Here is a 17,774-nt window from a genome sequence, read left to right as displayed (position 1 = left end):
GGTGTACAGACGCACCAGCTTGAGGCCGCGGTTGATCGCTTTCGCGTCCGGCCGGCCGGCGCTCTCCGTCAGCAGGCCCGAGAACGAGCCGGCGTAGGCGAACTCGTTCGGCTTGGTCAAAGCGGCACGCAGCGCCCGCGTCCCGCCCTCGGACACGCCGGCGACGGCCTGGTGCGCCGGGTCGCGGAGGACGTGGTACTTGTCCGCGACCGCCGTGCGGAGGTCCTTCAGCTCCTTGTCGTCAGCCGGCCCGTCACCGCCGCTGATCACGACCACCATCGGCTCCATCGAGCCCCGGGCCGACAGGTTGTCGAAGATCTGCTTGGCACGGCCGAGGTCGAGCCAGTCGGTGGCGCTCTGCCCCTCGCCTGACTGCAGGAACAGCGCCGGATAACTCTTGGGACCATCGGGCCCCTTCGAGTCTTCGGGGCCCCCGGCCTGGTAGCCGGGCGGCGTCCATACCAGAGCCGACCGCTCCTTCTTCTTGACCTGGTAGGTCAGGGTCTCGACCTTTCCGCCCTGTCCCTGAGGCGCGTCCGCCAGCAGGCGCGCCGAATCGCCCGCGACGAGGAAGGTACTCCACAGCGGCTTGGACACCACGCCGGCGCCGTTCGTCGGATCCTTGAGGCCCTTGGTGTCGTCACCCGTGACCTGGTAGGAGTACAGCCCCGCCTTGAGCGGGCCGAGGACCCCCGACCAGACGTCGCCCCGACGGGTCAGACCGAACTCCGCCCAGGTGGAGGAGGGGCCGAAGTTCCCCTCGATGACCACCTGCGACACCTGGCCCGCGTTGGCCTCGATGTAGGCCGCCGGGACGGTGAACGACGCGTAGCCGTCCTCCGAAACACTCAGCCAGGGCGTGTCCGCCGCCGCTGGTCGCGGTGCGAGCGACACTGCCGCGATCGCCATGGCCCCGGCGGCGATCGCCGCCGAGAGCCGTCGTGCGCCCGTAGGACGCATCATGCCGTGATACGATAACGCCATACCGAAACTCCCTTTGATGGTCGGCAGCGGGTGGGGCCGCTCAGCTGACCTAGTTGCTCGGTGGATGTGACGCGGTTTCTGTGTGTCTGCACCTCCGTTCGTCACTGGCTCGTTGTGTGTTCCTGAACGCCGGGTGCACCTGGGTGGTGCACCTGTGGTCGGGCGTCAGGGTCTCGTTGTGATCTTCGGCGGCGCCGTGGAACCGCGGACCACCAATCGGGTCGGGAGCAGTATTTGGCGCGGGCCCTCCCACTCACCGGTCACGAGGCCCTTCAGCATGCGTGCGGCCTCGTATCCGAGTCGGTACATCGACTGGTCCACGGTAGTGAGCCCCGGCTCGGCCAACGCGGCCTCCGGAATGTTGTCGAAGCCGATCACCGACAGGTCGCCGGGAACGCTGAGCCCCAACTCCTTCGCGACCTCCAGGACCTTCAGGGCCATCCCGTCGCTCGCCGCGAAGATCGCCGTCGGACGGTCCGCCCTTCCCAGCAACGCGCGCGCCAACGGAACCGCGGACTCGGGGTTGAAATCCCCTCTGCCGATCAACGCCGGATCGACTGAAACACCGGCTTCGGTCAGCGCCCTCCGGTAACCCTCCTCACGGGACCATGCGGCCGCCAGATTGGAACGGCCCGTGATGAATCCGATACGCCGATGACCCAGGCCGAGCAGATGCTCGGCCGCCGTGGTGGCACCCGCGAGGTTGTCCGCCATCACCGACGGCACCGTCGAGTCCCTCACCGGATCGATGACCACGACCGGCGTGCTGCTCCGCACCTCACCCCAGGGCGTGACAACGATGCATCCGTCCGTGAGCGTGCCCGACAGGCGGGTCAGATGCCGCTGCTCCCAGCCCTCCGAATACGTCCCGTAGAGGTCGCTGTTGGCGTAGATGATCAAATCGAAGCCCGACTGGGTCAAGGCCTCCATCACACCCTTGAGCACCTCGGCCGTGTAGGACTGGAAGCTGTGGGTCACCAGGCCCAGGACATTGGTACGGCTGCGCCGCAGGCTCGTCGCCACCAGGCTCGACTCGTAGCCCAGCCGCTCAATGGCCGAACGGACCTGCGCGGTGGTGCCGGCACTGACGCCGTAACGCCCGTTCACCACTCGCGACACGGTTGCGACGGAGACGCCGGCCAGCCGCGCGACATCACTCATCGTCACCGGAGCTCCGCCATCGGCCATGCGGCCCTCTCTGATTGCAATCGTTATCGGTTACGTTTCCGATTTTTAACGTAAGCGAGAACGATTGGGAACACAAGACCTTTTCGGCCTCTCACCAACCCGACCGTAGGTCTTATAAGGACATGACCAGAATGAACAGGCCAGCCATCTCATCCGAGCGGGTGATGTGAGGGTGCCGGCGGCAGTTCGCCGACACCGACTGTGCCCGTGTAGATCTTCTGCACCTTCGGCCGGTCGGCGTCGCCGGTGATGGTGAACGTGCCCGCCAAGGTGTGAGTATCGGAGGAGAAGCCGACGTACACCTCGATATGCCCGGTTTCTACCGTGTAGTTCATGTCTCGGTCGTAGAAGCCAAGCTGCCCTGTGGGCAGGTGGAAGCGAAGGGCCGTCCGCTGCCCTGCACCGGCGGACACGCGGGCGAAGCTCTTCAGTTCGAGCACCGGCCGGGTGACCGTCGCCTGCGGGTCGCGGATGTAGAGCTGAACGACTTCCTCGCCGGCTCGATCGCCGATGTTGGCCACGGTCACCTCCACCGTGACGCTGTCCCCGGCGGGCACTTCGGCGCGGTCCAGCGTGGCCTGTTCGACGACGAACGGGGCGTACCCGAGTCCGTGACCGAAGCAGTATCGCGGGCCGGCGGGCGAGTCGACATAGTCACCGTGCCAGTGCGACCGTCCGCCGGACACCTTGTGTCCGTAGAAGACCGGTATCTGGCCCACGGTTCGCGGATAGGAGATGGGCAGCTTCCCGCTCGGGTTCACCTCACCGAGCAGAACCTCGGCGATCGCTCGCGCCCCGGTCTGCCCGGGCAGCCAGGCCATCAGCACCGCGGCGCACTTCTCGTGCAGGAAGTCGCTGCCGATGGGCCGGCCGGCGACGAGCACCGCCACCACGGGGGTGCCGGTGGCGACGACCGCACGAACCAGCTCCTCCTGGACACCAGGGAGCTCCAGGCTGGACCTGTCCCGCGACTCTCCCGTGGTGGCCCGGGTCGTCAACCCCGAACGATCTCCCAGGACCAGCACCGCGACATCCGCCGCCGCGGCGGCCGCGACCGCCTCGTCGAAACCGTCCCTCGATGTGTCGATCACGTCGCACCCGCGCGCGTAGCGCACCCGGTCACCCAGGCGGGCCGTGAGCTCGTCGCGCACCGTGGGCACCCCGTCCGTGCTCTCCTCGATCTCGAGGTCGTCCGGGACCGTCATCGTCTGCCCGAGCAGGCCCTTCCGCTCGCGTGCCTCCATCAACGACTCGACGTGCGCCGCGAAGGAGTAGTCACCGAGCAGGTGCCGGGCGTCGTCGGCATTCGGCCCGATGAGAGCGACCGTCCCGGCGCTGGGCCGCAGCGGCAGGATGCCCTCGTTCTTGAGCAGGACGAGGCTGCGGCGAGCTGTCTCGAGCGCCACCTCCTGGTGCCGCTCGACGTTCACCGTCAACGCGACCGCGGCCTCGTCAACGTAAGGGTTCTCGAAGAGGCCGAGCTCGAACTTGTGCCGAAGAACCCGCGAGACCGCTTCGTCCAGTTCCCCTTCGCCGACCTCGCCGGCGTCCAAGGCCTCCGCCAGCGCGCCCGCGTACCCATCCGTTGCCGGAAGCTCGACGTCGGTACCCGCGGTGAGCGCGAGAGCCGCCGCTCGCCGCTTGTCCTCCGCGAAATGGTGGTACGAATGGAGATCGTCGACGGCGAAGTAGTCCGACACGACGGTCCCCGTGAAGCCCCACTCCCCACGGAGGACATCGCTGAGAAGCTCACGGTTGGCATGGCATGGGATCCCGTCCAGCTCGTGGTAGCCGGCCATCACCGACTCAAGGCCCGCCTCGCGGACCGCCGCCTCGAACGGATACAGATACACCTCCCGTAGCAGACGAGGTGGCAGGTGCGCCGGCGCCCAGTTCAATCCGCCCTCGGACGCCCCGTAACCGACGAAGTGCTTGGCCGTCGCGATGACGCCCTCCGTCAGAGAAGCGCCCTGGAGACCCCGGATGAACGCCACGCCCATGCGGGCCACCAGGTATGGGTCCTCCCCGTAGGTCTCCTCCGTCCGGCCCCACCGCGGGTCCCGTACCACGTCCAGCACCGGTGAGAGCCCCTGGTGGCTTCCCATCGCGCGCATCTGCGCACGAACGGCATCCGCCAGCCGCCGGTTGAGTTCCGGTTCCCAGGTGCTCGCGACACCGATCGCCTGAGGAAAGATGGTCCCCTCCCGCGCCATCAATCCGGAACACACTTCCTCGTGCACGATCGCTGGTATCCCCAGCCGAGTCTCCGTCATCAGGAACCGCTGGATCGCGTTCGCCACCCGCGCCACCTGTGGCGCCTTCAGACTGGTGGCTCCCGCGACACGAGTCACGTGCCCCAAGCCGTGCCGAAGGACCGTCCGCGCCCGCTCCGCCGAGAACCGGCCACCCTCGATCACAGAGAACGCCCAAGCACTCCCCAACTGCGCGAGCTTCTCCTCCCGGGTCATCCGGGCCATCAAATCCGCGACGCGCTCCCCCACGGACGCGGCCGGATCGGTGTAAATCGCTCGAGATTCCCGGCTCACAGTGGTCATCTGATCACCCCAAACACCGCTAGAACCCACGCCCGGCGTTATCGATGACACCGCCGGTTGCGTCCGAACCCACCCGGCCAGACACGTGAATCCGGCCTTCGCAAACGTAATCGGTAACGTTTACAATCTCACCGTCTCCGATCCCGTCCGCTTTGTCCAGAGCCCCGTCAGAGACAGCGCGCGCAGGCGCTGGGGGACAGAGGGGAAGACCCGAGTGCACATCGTTCGATACCAAAGTGTCAGCGATTCCCGCCCACGCATCGCAGTGTTGAATGACGGCGTCCTGTCCACCCTGCCGGTCGCCGGCATGTTCGAGCTTCTGAACCACCGAATCGAGGAGGTCGAACGGATGTGCGCCGACGCCGCCCCTGACTGCCCGCTCACCGAGGTGCGTCTGCTCGCCCCCGTGGACGGCGCCATGGAGGTGTGGGCCGCAGGCGTGACCTACCTGCGCTCTCGGGATGCGCGGGTGGAAGAAAGCACCCTCAAATCGGTCTACGAGCTGGTGTATGACGCCGAGCGTCCCGAACTGTTCTTCAAGTCGCCCGCCTGGAGAGTGGTCGTCGACGGCGAACCCGTCGGTATCCGCTCCGACTCGGAGCTCAACGTTCCCGAGCCCGAGCTGGCTCTCGTGATGAATCGCTTCGAGGAGATCGTCGGCTACGTGGTCTGCAACGACATGAGCTCGCGATCGGTGGAGGGCGAAAACCCGCTCTACCTACCGCAAGCCAAGCTGTACGCCGGAGCATGCGCCCTCTCCTCCGGCATCAGACCCGCGTGGGAGGTCGACCCTTCCGACCTCGCCATCCGCCTGACGATCACTCGCAAGGGCGCCGTCATCTGGGATGGCACGACCTCCACGAAGCAGATCCGGCGCCCGTTCACCCAACTGGCCGCCTATCTCTTTCACTCCGAGAACTATCCCCACGGGGTCGTTCTCGCCACTGGGACCGGCCTCGTGCCCGATCTCGACTTCCGGTTACACGCGGGCGACCTGATCACCGTAACGATCGACGAGATCGGCGAACTCCGTAATCCGGTTGTCGTGGGCAAGGACCACTTCAACTTTCTGGCGACCCCGTGACGCCAGAGATGATCGCGTTGAGGGACAGGCGCACTCGCGCCCTTCCGTCGCGACCCGTGCACCGCCGTGGGCTGGGAGGCGAGGGGAATGGTGGCCCGAGCGTGAGCCGGAGTTCGTAGCCGCTCACGCGGAAGCCTGATCGTCCCGGTCGGCGGATCCGTGCACTGGGCGGGTCACGCGTCAGGGCTGACCAGTCCCGTTCGGTAGGCGATGACAACCAGTTGCGCGCGGTCACGCGCACCCAGTTTCGCCATCGCGTGGCTGACATGGGTGCGCGCGGTGGCCGGGCTGAGGGACAGTTCGGCGCCGATCTCGTCGTTGCTCAGGCCCCGCCCCACCAGGGCCAGCACTTCTCGCTCGCGCTCGGTGAGCACGGCGAGCCGGTCCTCCGCCGTCTTGGCCGCCGTTCGCCGTGCGGTGAACTGGCTGATAAGACGTCTGGTGATGCGCGGCGCGAGCAAGGCCTCTCCCGCAGCGACCACCCGGATGGCGTGCAGGAGCTCGGCCGGTCCGGCGTCCTTGAGCAGAAAGCCGCTGGCACCGGCTTGCAGGGCTTCAAAAACGTACGCGTCGGTGTCGTAGGTGGTGAGGATGAGAATCCGGACGCGCTCCAGCCCGCGCATCGCGGTGATCTGGGTCGTGGCCTGGATTCCGTCCAGCTTCGGCATGCGGATGTCCATGAGGACGACGTCGGGGCGGGCGGCGCGGGCACCCTCGACCGCTTCGGCACCGTTGGTCGCCTCTCCGACCACGGTGATGTCGTCTTCGACGTCGAGCAGCAGTTTGAACCCGGATCGCACGAGCCGCTCGTCGTCGGCGAGCAGCACCTTGATCGGAGCGGTGGTCGACGGTGACACGGATGCCGTGTTCACAGGCGCGACCCGGTCGGTGCGAGGGGCAACCGGGCCGTGACCTCGAACCCGCCGCCCGGAGTCGGCTTGGCGTCGAGCTCTCCGCCGAGCAGTCGACAGCGCTCGCGCATGCCCAGGATCCCGCGGCCGGCCTTCGCCGGCGTGTCCCTGCCGTTGCCGGAAGGCCGATCCGCGGAGCCGTCACCGGATCCGATGCGGCGGCCCTCATCGGTCACGCGGATCTCCAGGACGTCGATCCCCGGGTTCAGCGCGACCGTCACGCGGGTCGGGCCCACGTGGCGGATCACGTTCGTGATCGATTCCTGAAGGATTCGGTAGGCGGCACTGCCCACCGCGCTCGGCAACGGCGTCACGGGCGAGATCTCCTCGAGCGTGACGTCCAGTCCGGCCTCGCGTGCCTTGGCGGTGAGTTCGTCGATCTGCTCCAGCCCGGGGTAGGGCACCCGGCCGTCGTTGTCGTCACGGAGCACACCGAGGATGGCTCGCATCTCCCGCAGCGCCCGGGAACTGGTCTGCTCGATGGCCTGCAACGCTTCGCGGGCCCGTTCCGGTCTCTTGTCGAGCACGTGCGCGGTGACCCCGGACTGGACGTTGATGATCGCTATGGCGTGCGCGACGGTGTCGTGGACTTCACGCGCGATCCGGAGCCGTTCGGCGTCGACACGCGCCCGCGCCTCCTCCTCACGGGTCCGTTCAGCCAGCTCGGCGCGCTCCTGAGCTTCGGCCGCGATGACCCGCCGGGACCGGACCGACTCGCCGAGGGCCGCGCTCATGACCGACGCGCCGATCCGGAAGAACACCCAGCCGATGGCGGCACGTGGCTCGATGTCGGCGGCGGCGACCAGCCAGCCGATGGCCAGCACCGTGATACCCGCACCGGCGATCACCAGCGACCGGCGCCCGTCACCGTAGGCGGTGAGGGTGTACAGGGCGACGAAGAGTCCGAGCCAGCCGGGCCCGTCCGGGAAGTCGAGACCGTAATAGACCAAGCTGGCGAGTGCGGCGGTGACGAACACCGGAACCGGCCACCGGCGGCGGACGGTCACGACCAGGCCGCTCACCACCAGCAGCGCGAACCCGAGGTTTCCGAAGTCGGTGAGCGGACGCGGTGCCCCCTCGGCGGCGACGCGGGCGACCGTGCCCTGCACCTGCATCACGCTGACGAAGAGCGCGAGCACCACGTCTTGCGTCACGCTCCGCAGGGGAGAAGACACGGTGCGGTGTTCCATGCCGTGATCCTACTGGCGCCGCGCACGGACGACGCTCCGCCCAGACGCGCGACCTGCTACGCCGTCAGGCGTAGCGAGACACGAATCGGCTACGCCCGATTGCGTAGACGCCGCCATCCGCCGGCAGAGGCCACGCCGGCCTCACCGGCCCGACGATTGCCGCCGTGACTGATCACCCTCACCGACCTCGAGGAGCGCGGCATGCGTAGATTCTTCGCCGGCCTGGCGGCCCTGCAGGCGCTCGCCGTCGTCGCACAGTTCTTCCTGGCTGCCGGCGGTGCGTTCGACACGGCGCCCAACGACGAGTCCTTCCAGGCGCACCGCATGCTGGGCGCCGGAATCGTCCTGCTCGCGGTCCTGGTGACCATCGTCGCCGCGATAGCCCGGATGCCCGGGCGGCTCATCGGCATGAGCGGCCTGGTCGCCGGGCTCGCGGTTGTCCAGGTCGTGATCCGGGCGATCGCCTCGGCGTTCGACGGCACCGGCGGCAGCACGACCGCCGGCGAACTCGTCTTCGGCCTGCACGCGGTCAACGGCCTCGCCATCCTGGCAGTGGCCGGAAGGATCGTCCGCCAGGCCGGACAGTCGTCCAGGCCGGCCGCACCCGCACGACAGACGCCATGACCGCCGGGCTGTGGATCACCCTGGACCACATCGTCGCCCTGCTGAGCGTTGCCGCGTGGTTCGGGGCCGGAGCCACACTGGCGCTCCGGCGTGCCCGGCCGGCGCTCGCCGTCCTCGTCGCGGCGGTGCTCGTGACGCTTGTCCGCGTGGTCACCGTGGCGGTTCTGGCCGGCCATGGCTGGTGGTTCGTACAGGAGAAGGTGCTGCTGGGGCTGCCGATGCTGGGGGCAGCCGGGGCCTGCGCCGTGCTGTTCGCCGGCCCGCGACTGCTCGCGGCGAGGCGGGGACGAGGCGACGGTAGGTCGGAAGGCGGCGTGGTCTCGGTGCTCACCGCGGCTTACGCGGCGCTGGCCGGTCTTGTGGTGACCTTCCTGGTCGGGTATCCGCTCACGTTGAGCACGGCCTTGACAACGATCTCGCTTGTGTGCGCCGGCGCCTTGCTGACCGCGCGAGTGGTCGCGCCTCCCGCCGAGGAAACCGCTGATGCGGGCGTCGTACAGGTGCCGGGGGGTCGACGCGCGGTCTCGCGCCGCCGGTTCATCGGCTGGACCGGTGGCGCGGTCGCGGTGACCGCCGCCGGTGCGGGCAGCGGGCTGTCGTTCCTCCCCGCGGGATCGGTGACCATGGGAGGCGGTCCCGGACGCTCGTCCCGGACGGCCGTGTCGGTGGCCGACCTGCGGGGCTCCGGCTCGCCGGCGCCGGGTGGCGTCGTGCGGCGGCACGTGCTCACCGCGAAGAAGGCCACCATACGGCTCCCGTCCGGGCGGGAGATCGACGCGTGGACCTACAACGGCGAGGTCCCCGGCCCGGAGATCATCGCGACCCAGGGTGACCTGATCGACGTGCGGCTGCGCAACGCCGGCATCGAGGAGGGCGTGACCCTGCACTGGCACGGCTACGACGTACCGTGCGGCGAGGACGGCGCGCCGGGTGTGACCCAGATGGTGGTGGAACCCGGTGAGGACTTCGTCTACCGGTTCCGCGCCGGCCAGTTGGGCACCTACTGGTACCACACGCATCATGCGTCGCACATCGGCGTACACAAAGGGCTGTACGGAACCCTCGTCGTGAAACCGCGCGACGGACAGCGAGCCGGCGACCACTCCGCGGCGGAGCAGGTGGACCTGACCCTGCCCGTGCACACCTTCGACGGCACGGTCGTGATCGCAGGCGGAGAGGGCCGATCCGAACACCCCGTGCCGCCCGGTGCACCCGTACGGCTGCGATTGATCAACACCGACTCGACCTCCCATCGGATCGCCCTCGCCGGAACCCCGTTCCGGGTGGCGGCCGTCGACGGCCGGGACCTCAACCAACCGGGCGAGGTCAGCGACGTCGGACTGCACCTGCCCGCAGGCGGGCGATATGACCTGGTGTTCCTCATGCCGGACACGTCCGTGGCACTCGTCGTCGACGACGATCGTGACGGCGGACTGCGCCTGCGCCCGCGGGGCGCTGCCCCCGGCGAAGCGCCCGCCGAGGACACGTCCGGCTTCCCGGAGCTCGACCTGCTGCGCTATGGAGCTCCGGCCGCCGTGCCTTTCGACGCCCGCGATGCCGACAGGCACTTCACCATGGTCCTCGATCGCGGAGTGGCCATGGTCGACGGCCGACCGGCGTACGCGCAGACCGTCAACGGCCGCGGCCACCCCTCCATCCCGGACCAGTTCGTCGCCGAAGGCGACATCGTCCGCTTCACCGTCGTCAACCGAAGCCTGGAGACACATCCCTGGCACCTGCACGGCCATCCCGTGCTGATCCTGTCCAGGGACGGAACGCCGTCGACGGGCAGCCCGCTGTGGATGGACACATTCGACGTCCGGCCAGGCGAGAAATGGGATGTCGCATTCTCCGCCACGAACCCCGGGATCTGGATGAATCATTGCCACAACCTTCCGCACGCGCATCAGGGCATGATGCTGCGGCTCCACTACGACGGCGTCACAACGCCGTTCGGCGGCTCGCACGGCGGAAGTCCAGGCCATGGCCACTGATGCTGACCTCGCCGCTCGCCAGCCCGCCCGATGCGCGGACGATCCCACGTCGAACCTCCTTGCCCTGGTCCGCCGGCACACCCGGGCCGTCATCGACGCCGAACTGCATCGGCTGGCCCGTCGAGCCCCGTCCCTCTCCCCCGCCGACCTGGACGTCATCGACACGGCGCTGGAAGAGCTCGCCGATTCGGCGATTCTCGCCCCGCTGCGAAACGCACCATCGGACACAGCTTTTCTGCTGATGCGCGTTTTCGGCGGCGGAACGAAATCGCGCAAATAGACGGTTCACGGCGGGCGGTGATGACGACCTGTTCCGCGACTTTCTTGATCCCTATTTCGCTTGCAGAAGGAGAAGAGCATGACAACCGAGACTCCGCGTACAGATGGAGTCCTGGCGAGACTGGCTCGATTCTGTTTCCGGCGCCGCCGCCTGGTCCTCCTGACCTGGATCGTCGGCGTGATCGCCGTGGCGTTCGCCGGCTTCGGCTACGGCGCCGCCCCCGACAACGACTTCTCCGGCGGTGACTCCGACTCCGCCAAGGCACAGGCGCTGATCGAGAAGCACTTCCCCGAGCGGCAAGGGGACACGCTGACTCTCGCGATCAAGGCGGAGAAGGGGATCGACGACCCCGCCGCCCGGCAGAGGATCGAGAAGGTCCTCGCCGATCTGGCGACCTCACCCGTGGTAGGACCGGTGACCTCGCCGTATCAGGACAAGAGTCTGGTGACGCGGGATCGTCGTATCGCCCGTACGACCATCCCGCTGACTCGGAAGGAGGTGGACAAGACCGCGGTCAAGCCCCTGGTGGATCTGGTCGAGAACGCCTCCGGTGACGGCGTGACGCTGGGGCTGGGCGGGAATCCGGCGGAAAAGGCCGAGACACCCCCGCAGGGTTCGGCCGAGAGCGTGGGCATCGTGGCCGCAGCGGTGATCTTGTTCATCGCCTTCGGGTCACTGGTGGCGATGGGCCTGCCGATCGTGACCGCGCTGCTGGCGATCGCCGCCGGCATCGCCCTGACGAAGCTGGTGGGCCACCTGGTCCCCTCACCGGACTTCACCGCGATCATCGCCGCGATGATAGGGCTCGGGGTCGGCATCGACTACGCACTGTTCATCGTGACCCGCTACAAGGACAGCCTGCAGGACGGCGACGAGCCCGAGACCGCCACGGTCAGGGCGATCACGACGGCCGGTCACGCGGTCCTGTTCGCCGGCACGACCGTCGTGATCGCCCTGATGGGCCTGATCGTCATGGGACAGCGGCTGATGACCGGAGTGGCCGTCGCCACGTCGGTGATCGTGCTGGTGACGATGATCGCCGCGGTGACCCTGCTGCCGGCGTTCCTGGGCTTCACGGGCCACAAGATCAACTCCCTGCGCCTGCCCCGTCGCGCGGCCCGCCGGCAAGGAACCGGCGGTGTCCCGTCCCGGAAGCGCCGTACGCTCGCGGAGCGCTGGGCCGGTGCGGTACAGCGCAAGCCGCTGGTCGCCGCGATACTGGCCGGCGCGGTCCTGGTGGTGCTGGCGGCCCCCACGCTGTCGATGCGGCTGAGCAACCCCGACGCCAGTGTCCAGCCCCACGACAGGAGCAGCTACACCTCGTACGAGATCCTCTCCGAGGGCTTCGGCCCCGGCTACGGCGCACCCCTGATCTTCGCGACCGAGGTCGGCTCCAAGGACGCCGATCTGCGTCCCGTCATCGAAGCGGTCGGCAGGACCGAGGGCATCGCCTACGCCACGCCGCCTCAGGTCAGCACGGACGGACAGGCCGCGATCTTCATGGCCTTCCCCACGACCGGATACCAGGACAGGGCGACCGCGGACCTGGTGCACCGGCTCCGCGACGACGTGCTGCCCAAGGCGCCCGGCGGCGAAGGGGTCTACGTCGGCGGCCCGAACGCCGGCACGATCGACATGGCCGACGACATCGGCTCGCGCCTGCCCCTGATGATCGCGGTCGTCATCGCGGTGTCCCTGGTGCTGCTGACCGCGCTGGTCCGGTCGGTCACGATCGCGCTGCAGGCCGCCGTGATGAACCTGCTGTCGATCGGCGCCGCCTACGGCGTGCTCGTCGCGGTCGTCCAGTGGGGCTGGCTGGGCTCGGCCCTCGGTTTCCCCACCACCATGCCGATCACGACCTGGGTGCCGATGATGATCTTCCCAGTCCTGTTCGGCCTGTCCATGGACTACGAGGTCTTCCTGATCGCACGGGTCCGTGAGGAGTACGAGCGCACCGGCGACACCCGGACGGCCGTCGCTCGCGGGATGGCGCGGACCGCCAAGGTCATCACGGCCGCCGCCGCCATCATGGTCGCCGTCTTCACGACCTCCCTGCTCGGCCCCGACGTCGCGGTCAAGCAGGGGGGTCTGGGGATGGCCGTCGCCGTGCTCATCGACGCCACCATCATCCGGATGATCCTCGTCCCCGCGGTGATGGAACTGTGCGGCAAGGCCAACTGGTGGATGCCCGGACGCCGGGCGCCGAAGGCGACCTCGACTCCCCCTGCCGAGGTCGGAGAAGAGGCCAGGGTCTGACTCGTCGAACCGTTCAGGGCGCCCGGTCGCCGAGTGGTCGCGTCAGTCCCGGGCGAGGCGGATTCTCGTCGATTTCTTTCTCCGGAATCGCCCTATTCACGAAGCGATGGCTTCCGTTCGCTTCGAAGCCACTACGATGAACCGTTCGGAAGCGGCGCCGGCGACGCGGACCTCCAGGTTTTCCGGAGACGGAAATTCGCCGTCGGCCATCTACTCCGCCGGCCCCATCCGGCTACGATTGCACTGACCCGGAAAACAGAAATCCATTTCCCGGCACAGCGAGCAACTCCGCCGCCCGGCACGCAGAGGGAGCGTGATGGAAACCATTCAGAGGACGCATGTCATCGACACCTCTCCCCTGCCGTCGCCGTGGCGGGACGCTCGTGTGGCAGTGGTGGTCCCCACCTACAACGAGGCAGGCAACATCGCCGAGCTGACCCGCCGGATCTACGACCTGGAACTGCCGGAAATCCAGCTCATCGTCGTGGACGACGATTCGCCGGACGGCACCGGAGCGCTCGCCGACGACCTCGCCGAGCAGGTGAACAAGACCCATCCCGGCCGCATGGTGGTGCTTCACCGCGAAGCCAAGGAAGGCATCGGGCGGGCGTACGTCGCCGGAATGAAAGAGGCACTCGCCCGCGGCGCCGACTTCGTCGTGCAAATGGACGGCGACCTGAGTCACCGGCCCGAATACATCCCCCGGATGCTGGGCACGATCATGGCCGCGCACGCCGGGATGGTGATCGGCAGCAGATATGTGCCCGGCGGCTCGCTCTCCGCGCGGTGGGGCCGGCACCGGCGATTGCTGAGCAGGTTCGCCGGAATCTACGTCAACGCCATCCTGAAACTGCCCATTCGCGACGTCACCGGCGGTTTCAAGATGTGGCGGCGCGAGGTGCTGGAACACATCGACCTGAACACGATCCGGAGCGACGGATACAGCTTCCAGGTGGAGATGAACCATCTGTGTGAGCACATGGGGCAGTCGATCGTCGAGATCCCGATCCACTTCGAGGAGCGCAGGGCCGGCTCCAGCAAGATCAGTCTCGCGGTCCAGGTCGAGTCCATGCTGACCCCGTTCGCGCTGCGGTTCGGCAGGCGGCGCCGGGGGTGAGGGACTCCGGGCTCGCCCGCCGCCGGGAGCGTGGCGGGCGAGCCCGGCTGTGGTGACGCCCCCCAATCCAGACGCGGTGCGAGGGGTGCACGCCGCCGATCACTGTCACGGCGGGCCCGGCCGGTTGCCCGTCCTCGCCACGCCCTCCCTCCTCCCCCACCCCCGCCGGGCGGAACCGTACGCCGAGAGGCTCGCCGCGGGCGGCACGCTCCGCCGCCTGAATGCCATCGCGAGCAGCGGCGGGGCAATCAATTCGCCGTGTCATTACCTGGCGGTACAACCGCGCCTGTCCGGCCGTCTTCACTTCTCCAGTTATGGTGAGTACAGTTCAATCCGTACCCTTGCCACAAACGCCGAATAACCCAATAAACGTCCCAAATGGGACAAGCCCAAACCAGTGAACAATCGGTTACGAATGCGCCACGGAGCGCTTCGGGCGGGTGTTCGGTCAGGAGGTGCGGAGGCACGGGTATCTGCGAACATTTCTCGGCACGAACCCGATAAATGTCGCGGGGGCGCAGAGCAGTAACCTGTGGACAAGGCGGAGCAGATGGTTCCAGTTTTCAACTATGGAATACTCGGCCCACTGATCGTCCGCCGGGGTGAGACGGAGATTCCCGTCGCGGGGGTGCGGGACCGCACCGTGCTCGCCCGCCTCCTCCTCTCCCCCGGCGAGGCGGTCTCCAAGGACCAGCTCATCGACGCCCTGTACGGCGACTCCCCGCGCAAGACCGCGTCCACCCAGATCCACGGCGCGGTCAAGCGGCTGCGCTACCTGCTCGGCACCGCGTCGATTCAGACCAGCACGGACGGCTACCTGCTGGTCACCGCGCCCGACAGCGTCGACGCGAAAGTCTTCGAGCAACTGGTCGCGGAGGCCCGGGCCGCCCTGCGCGCCGGGCGTACCGACGACGCGGCCCGCGACCTGCGCGAGGCGCTGGAGTTGTGGCGGGGCCCAGCGCTGGCCGGCTTCGACGGCGACGTCTTCGTGACAGAGGCGCACCGGTGGGAGGAACTGCGCCTGGCGGCGGTGGAGGAGAACATCGAGGTGCAGTTCGAGCTGGGCCGCTACACGGAGGTGATCCCGGAGCTGCACCTGCTGACCGCCGCCCATCCCATGCGGGAGCGCTTCGCGGGCCAGCTCATGCTGGCCCTCTACCGCGCGCAGCGCACGACCGAGGCGTTGCGCACCTATGCCGACCTGCGCAACCGCCTGGTCAACGAGATGGGAGTGGACCCCTCGCCCGATCTGCAGCACCTCTACGAGCAGATCCTCCGGCAGGACTCCGCCCTGCAGCAGGCGCCCGCGGCCGCGTTCACCCCGCAGCAGCTTCCCGCGGGCCTGCCGTCGATGATCGGCAGGGACGGCGAGCTGAAGCAGGCGGTGATGGCGCTGACCCCCCAGCAGCGCAGGCACCTGCCGGTCGTCGTCATCGTGGGCAACGGGGGCGTCGGCAAGACGACCGTGGCGCTCGAGGTCGCGCACCTCGTGACCGCGGACTATCCCGACGGCCAGTTGTTCGCCAACCTCGGCGGCGCCGGCCCTCGTCCGGCCAGGCCGCACGACGTGCTGGGCAGGTTCCTGCGCGCCTTGGGCGTGAGCGGCCCGGCCACCCCCTCCGACATAGAGGAGCGGTCTGTGCTGTTCCGCTCCCTGACCGCACGCAAGCGCCTGCTGATCGTCCTGGACGACGCGTCCGACGCCCAGCAGATCGCTCCGCTGCTGCCGGGGAGCGCCGGCTGTGCGGTGATCGTCTCGAGCCGTGCCGGGGCCTCTCATTTTCACGGCGTCACCCTGATCCCGTTGCAGCCGTTCGAACCCGACGACGCCAGAGCCCTGCTGGCGCAGAACGCCGGAACCGACCGGATGGCCGCGGAGCCCAAGGCGGTGGACGAGATCATCCAAGCGTGCCTCGGCCTGCCGCTCGCCCTGGCCATCGTCGGCTCCCGCCTGGCGGCCAGGCCCGCCTGGCCGATCGGGAAGGTCGCCGCGCGTCTCGGTGTGCGGCAGCGCATCCTGTCGGAGCTGCGCGAGGTCGAGCCGGTGCTGGAGTGGGCGTACGGCACGCTGGAGGCCGACACCCGGACGCTGCTCAGGCGCATCGGCCTGCTGGGTCACCGCACCGTGTCGGCGTGGACGGCCGCCGCCCTGGCCGACATGCCGCTCCCGGCCGCCGAAGAGCGCCTCGACCAGCTCAGCGAGGCCGGCTTCCTCACGCCGGCCGGCGCGAGCGCGTACGAGGGCCCCGCCTACACCTGCCACGACCTGGTGCTGGCGCTGGCCCACAACCGCGCGATGAAAGAGGATCCGCCGCAGGAGCGGGCGTCGGCGCTCGAAAGGTTCTTCGGCGCGCTGCTCAGCATGAGCGACGCCGCCTACGTCGCCGTCCGCGGCGGTCACTGGGGCGTCGTGCGCGGCTCCGCCCCGCGCTGGCAGCCGCCCGAGCACTGGCTCGACCGCCTGCCGCCCGGCTGGGCGCCGGTGTGGCTGGAGTCGCAGCCCACGCGCTTCGCGACGGCGGCGCAGCAGGCGGCCGAGCAGGGCCAGACGGAGTACTGCTGGGAGCTGGCGCTGGCCCTGTTCCCCCTTCTGGAGGCGGGTGGCCACTTCGAGGTGTGGCGCACGATCACCGACTGCGCGCTGCAGACGGCCCGGCAGGCGGGAGACGTTCGCGGCGAGGCGGTCATGCTCTACTCCCAGGGGCACAGGGCGATCATCCGGCACGACCGGGACGAGGCGCGTCAACTGCTCGAACGCTCCGCCGAGCTGTTCCACGGCCTCGACGACGCCGCGGGAGAGGGCCTGGCGGTGAGCGACCTCGCCGCCATCAACCGGGCCGGTGGGGACCTGCAGGGGGCGGAGAAGATGTACACGAGGGCCGTCGCGCTGCTTGCCAGGGCGGGCGACTGCGGGGGCGAGGCCGGAGCCGTGCACGGGATAGCGAAGATCTATCTGGACCGGCACGCGGACGCGACGGCCCGCGTGTACCTGGAGAAGGCGAGGCTGCTGGCGCACACGGCGGGCAACCTCGGGCTGGAAGCGCAGATCCTGCACACCATGGCGGTGCTGGACGCGCAGGCCGGCGATCCCGACACCGCCGAGACGGGGTTCCGGAACGCCCTGCGGATCACCCGATCGCTCGACCATCACGTGGGCACCGCGTTCATCCTGGTCGATCTGGGCGACCTCGAGATCAGGAGAGGCCGGCGTCACGATGGGTTCCTCAATCTGCTGGAGGGCTGCGAGCTGGCGCAGATCGCCGGCGACCGGCGTACGGAGGCCAAGGCGCGGTGCGCCTTGGCCGCGGAATATGTGAAGAGCGGAGAGATGACGCTCGCGGCGGCCGACTACATGGTCGCCCGGACGCTGTATCACGCGCTCGGCGACGACGCGGGTGCCGCTCGGGCGCGGGAGGGGCTGGCCGGCCTGGCGAGGGCGGTGCCCTAGAGCGGTCCTAATGCGCGATGGGCACATCCCAGGGTGGGTCCGACGGCACGGAGGGCGTCGCGCTCGCCGCGACGGGCCCGACGACCAGGAGGGCCGAGACAGTGACGAAGGCTGCGGCGATCGCTCGTGTGATTCTCATGATT

The 17,774-nt window shown here is 68.8% G+C and carries 13 protein-coding genes; 7 read left to right on the top strand and 6 right to left on the bottom strand.

From position 1 onward, the window contains the following. From IL992_RS43230 to IL992_RS43220, 3 genes are all read right to left on the bottom strand, one after another. Positions 1-963 (bottom strand): alpha/beta hydrolase (locus IL992_RS43230; RefSeq protein ID WP_264295209.1); only part of this gene is annotated, 963 nt, incomplete at its 3' end. 186 nt (positions 964-1,149) lie between these two features. Beyond that, positions 1,150-2,145 carry a LacI family DNA-binding transcriptional regulator gene (locus IL992_RS43225; RefSeq protein WP_226874836.1) on the bottom strand — a complete coding sequence of 332 codons (996 nt, stop codon included), beginning with the start codon at positions 2,143-2,145 and terminating at the stop codon, positions 1,150-1,152. A gap of 176 nt (positions 2,146-2,321) precedes the next feature. Next, positions 2,322-4,640 (bottom strand): glycoside hydrolase family 3 N-terminal domain-containing protein, encoded by a 2,319-nt coding sequence (locus IL992_RS43220; RefSeq protein ID WP_226874845.1) that lies wholly within the window; start codon positions 4,638-4,640, stop codon positions 2,322-2,324. A gap of 301 nt (positions 4,641-4,941) precedes the next feature. On the opposite strand from IL992_RS43220, the gene IL992_RS43215 reads away from it, so the two are divergent. After that, complete coding sequence (locus IL992_RS43215; RefSeq protein WP_319019207.1) at positions 4,942-5,811, top strand: fumarylacetoacetate hydrolase family protein; 870 nt, start codon at positions 4,942-4,944, stop codon at positions 5,809-5,811. Positions 5,812-5,984: 173 nt separating this feature from the next. Here IL992_RS43215 and IL992_RS43210 read toward each other — a convergent pair whose 3' ends face one another. After that, a complete protein-coding gene (locus IL992_RS43210) occupies positions 5,985-6,683 on the bottom strand; it encodes a response regulator transcription factor (RefSeq protein WP_193209081.1) in 699 nt (232 codons plus the stop codon). After that, on the bottom strand, positions 6,680-7,876 hold the full coding sequence (locus IL992_RS43205; RefSeq protein WP_319019205.1) for a sensor histidine kinase: 1,197 nt from the start codon (positions 7,874-7,876) through the stop codon (positions 6,680-6,682). Before IL992_RS43205 ends, IL992_RS43210 begins: the two co-directional genes overlap by 4 nt. A gap of 237 nt (positions 7,877-8,113) precedes the next feature. On the opposite strand from IL992_RS43205, the gene IL992_RS43200 reads away from it, so the two are divergent. From IL992_RS43200 to IL992_RS43175, 6 genes are all read left to right on the top strand, one after another. Then, positions 8,114-8,536, top strand: coding sequence for a DUF6220 domain-containing protein (locus IL992_RS43200; RefSeq protein WP_193209079.1), 423 nt, complete (start codon positions 8,114-8,116; stop codon positions 8,534-8,536). Beyond that, positions 8,533-10,530 (top strand): multicopper oxidase family protein, encoded by a 1,998-nt coding sequence (locus tag IL992_RS43195; RefSeq protein ID WP_193209078.1) that lies wholly within the window; start codon positions 8,533-8,535, stop codon positions 10,528-10,530. The genes IL992_RS43200 and IL992_RS43195 overlap by 4 nt, the downstream gene beginning before the upstream one ends. Then, entirely contained in the window at positions 10,520-10,810 is a 291-nt protein-coding gene (locus tag IL992_RS43190) for a hypothetical protein (RefSeq protein ID WP_193209077.1), read from the top strand. The genes IL992_RS43195 and IL992_RS43190 overlap by 11 nt, the downstream gene beginning before the upstream one ends. A gap of 78 nt (positions 10,811-10,888) precedes the next feature. Continuing rightward, positions 10,889-13,066, top strand: a complete 2,178-nt coding sequence (locus IL992_RS43185; protein WP_193209076.1) for an MMPL family transporter — start codon at positions 10,889-10,891, stop codon at positions 13,064-13,066. A 316-nt stretch (positions 13,067-13,382) separates the two neighbouring features. Beyond that, positions 13,383-14,183 carry a polyprenol monophosphomannose synthase gene (locus IL992_RS43180; RefSeq protein ID WP_193209075.1) on the top strand — a complete coding sequence of 267 codons (801 nt, stop codon included), beginning with the start codon at positions 13,383-13,385 and terminating at the stop codon, positions 14,181-14,183. A 550-nt stretch (positions 14,184-14,733) separates the two neighbouring features. Continuing rightward, complete coding sequence (locus IL992_RS43175) at positions 14,734-17,631, top strand: AfsR/SARP family transcriptional regulator (protein ID WP_193209074.1); 2,898 nt, start codon at positions 14,734-14,736, stop codon at positions 17,629-17,631. Positions 17,632-17,638: 7 nt separating this feature from the next. Here IL992_RS43175 and IL992_RS48105 read toward each other — a convergent pair whose 3' ends face one another. Then, entirely contained in the window at positions 17,639-17,770 is a 132-nt protein-coding gene (locus IL992_RS48105) for a hypothetical protein (RefSeq protein WP_264295208.1), read from the bottom strand. Positions 17,771-17,774: the final 4 nt, after the last annotated feature.

Source organism: Microbispora sitophila (genome assembly GCF_014892245.1).
GTDB lineage: Bacteria > Actinomycetota > Actinomycetes > Streptosporangiales > Streptosporangiaceae > Microbispora > Microbispora siamensis.
The sequence above is the reverse complement of the archived record's forward strand: the minus strand, read 5'-3'. Positions and strand labels throughout refer to the sequence as shown.

Coding starts and splice junctions, on each gene's coding strand:
- IL992_RS43175 (WP_193209074.1), top strand. CDS start 14,734: ATGGTTCCAGTTTTCAACTATGGAATACTCGGCCCACTGATCGTCCGC.
- IL992_RS43200 (WP_193209079.1), top strand. CDS start 8,114: ATGCGTAGATTCTTCGCCGGCCTGGCGGCCCTGCAGGCGCTCGCCGTC.
- IL992_RS43180 (WP_193209075.1), top strand. CDS start 13,383: ATGGAAACCATTCAGAGGACGCATGTCATCGACACCTCTCCCCTGCCG.
- IL992_RS43190 (WP_193209077.1), top strand. CDS start 10,520: ATGGCCACTGATGCTGACCTCGCCGCTCGCCAGCCCGCCCGATGCGCG.
- IL992_RS43185 (WP_193209076.1), top strand. CDS start 10,889: ATGACAACCGAGACTCCGCGTACAGATGGAGTCCTGGCGAGACTGGCT.
- IL992_RS43225 (WP_226874836.1), bottom strand. CDS start 2,145: ATGAGTGATGTCGCGCGGCTGGCCGGCGTCTCCGTCGCAACCGTGTCG.
- IL992_RS48105 (WP_264295208.1), bottom strand. CDS start 17,770: ATGAGAATCACACGAGCGATCGCCGCAGCCTTCGTCACTGTCTCGGCC.
- IL992_RS43220 (WP_226874845.1), bottom strand. CDS start 4,640: ATGACCCGGGAGGAGAAGCTCGCGCAGTTGGGGAGTGCTTGGGCGTTC.
- IL992_RS43195 (WP_193209078.1), top strand. CDS start 8,533: ATGACCGCCGGGCTGTGGATCACCCTGGACCACATCGTCGCCCTGCTG.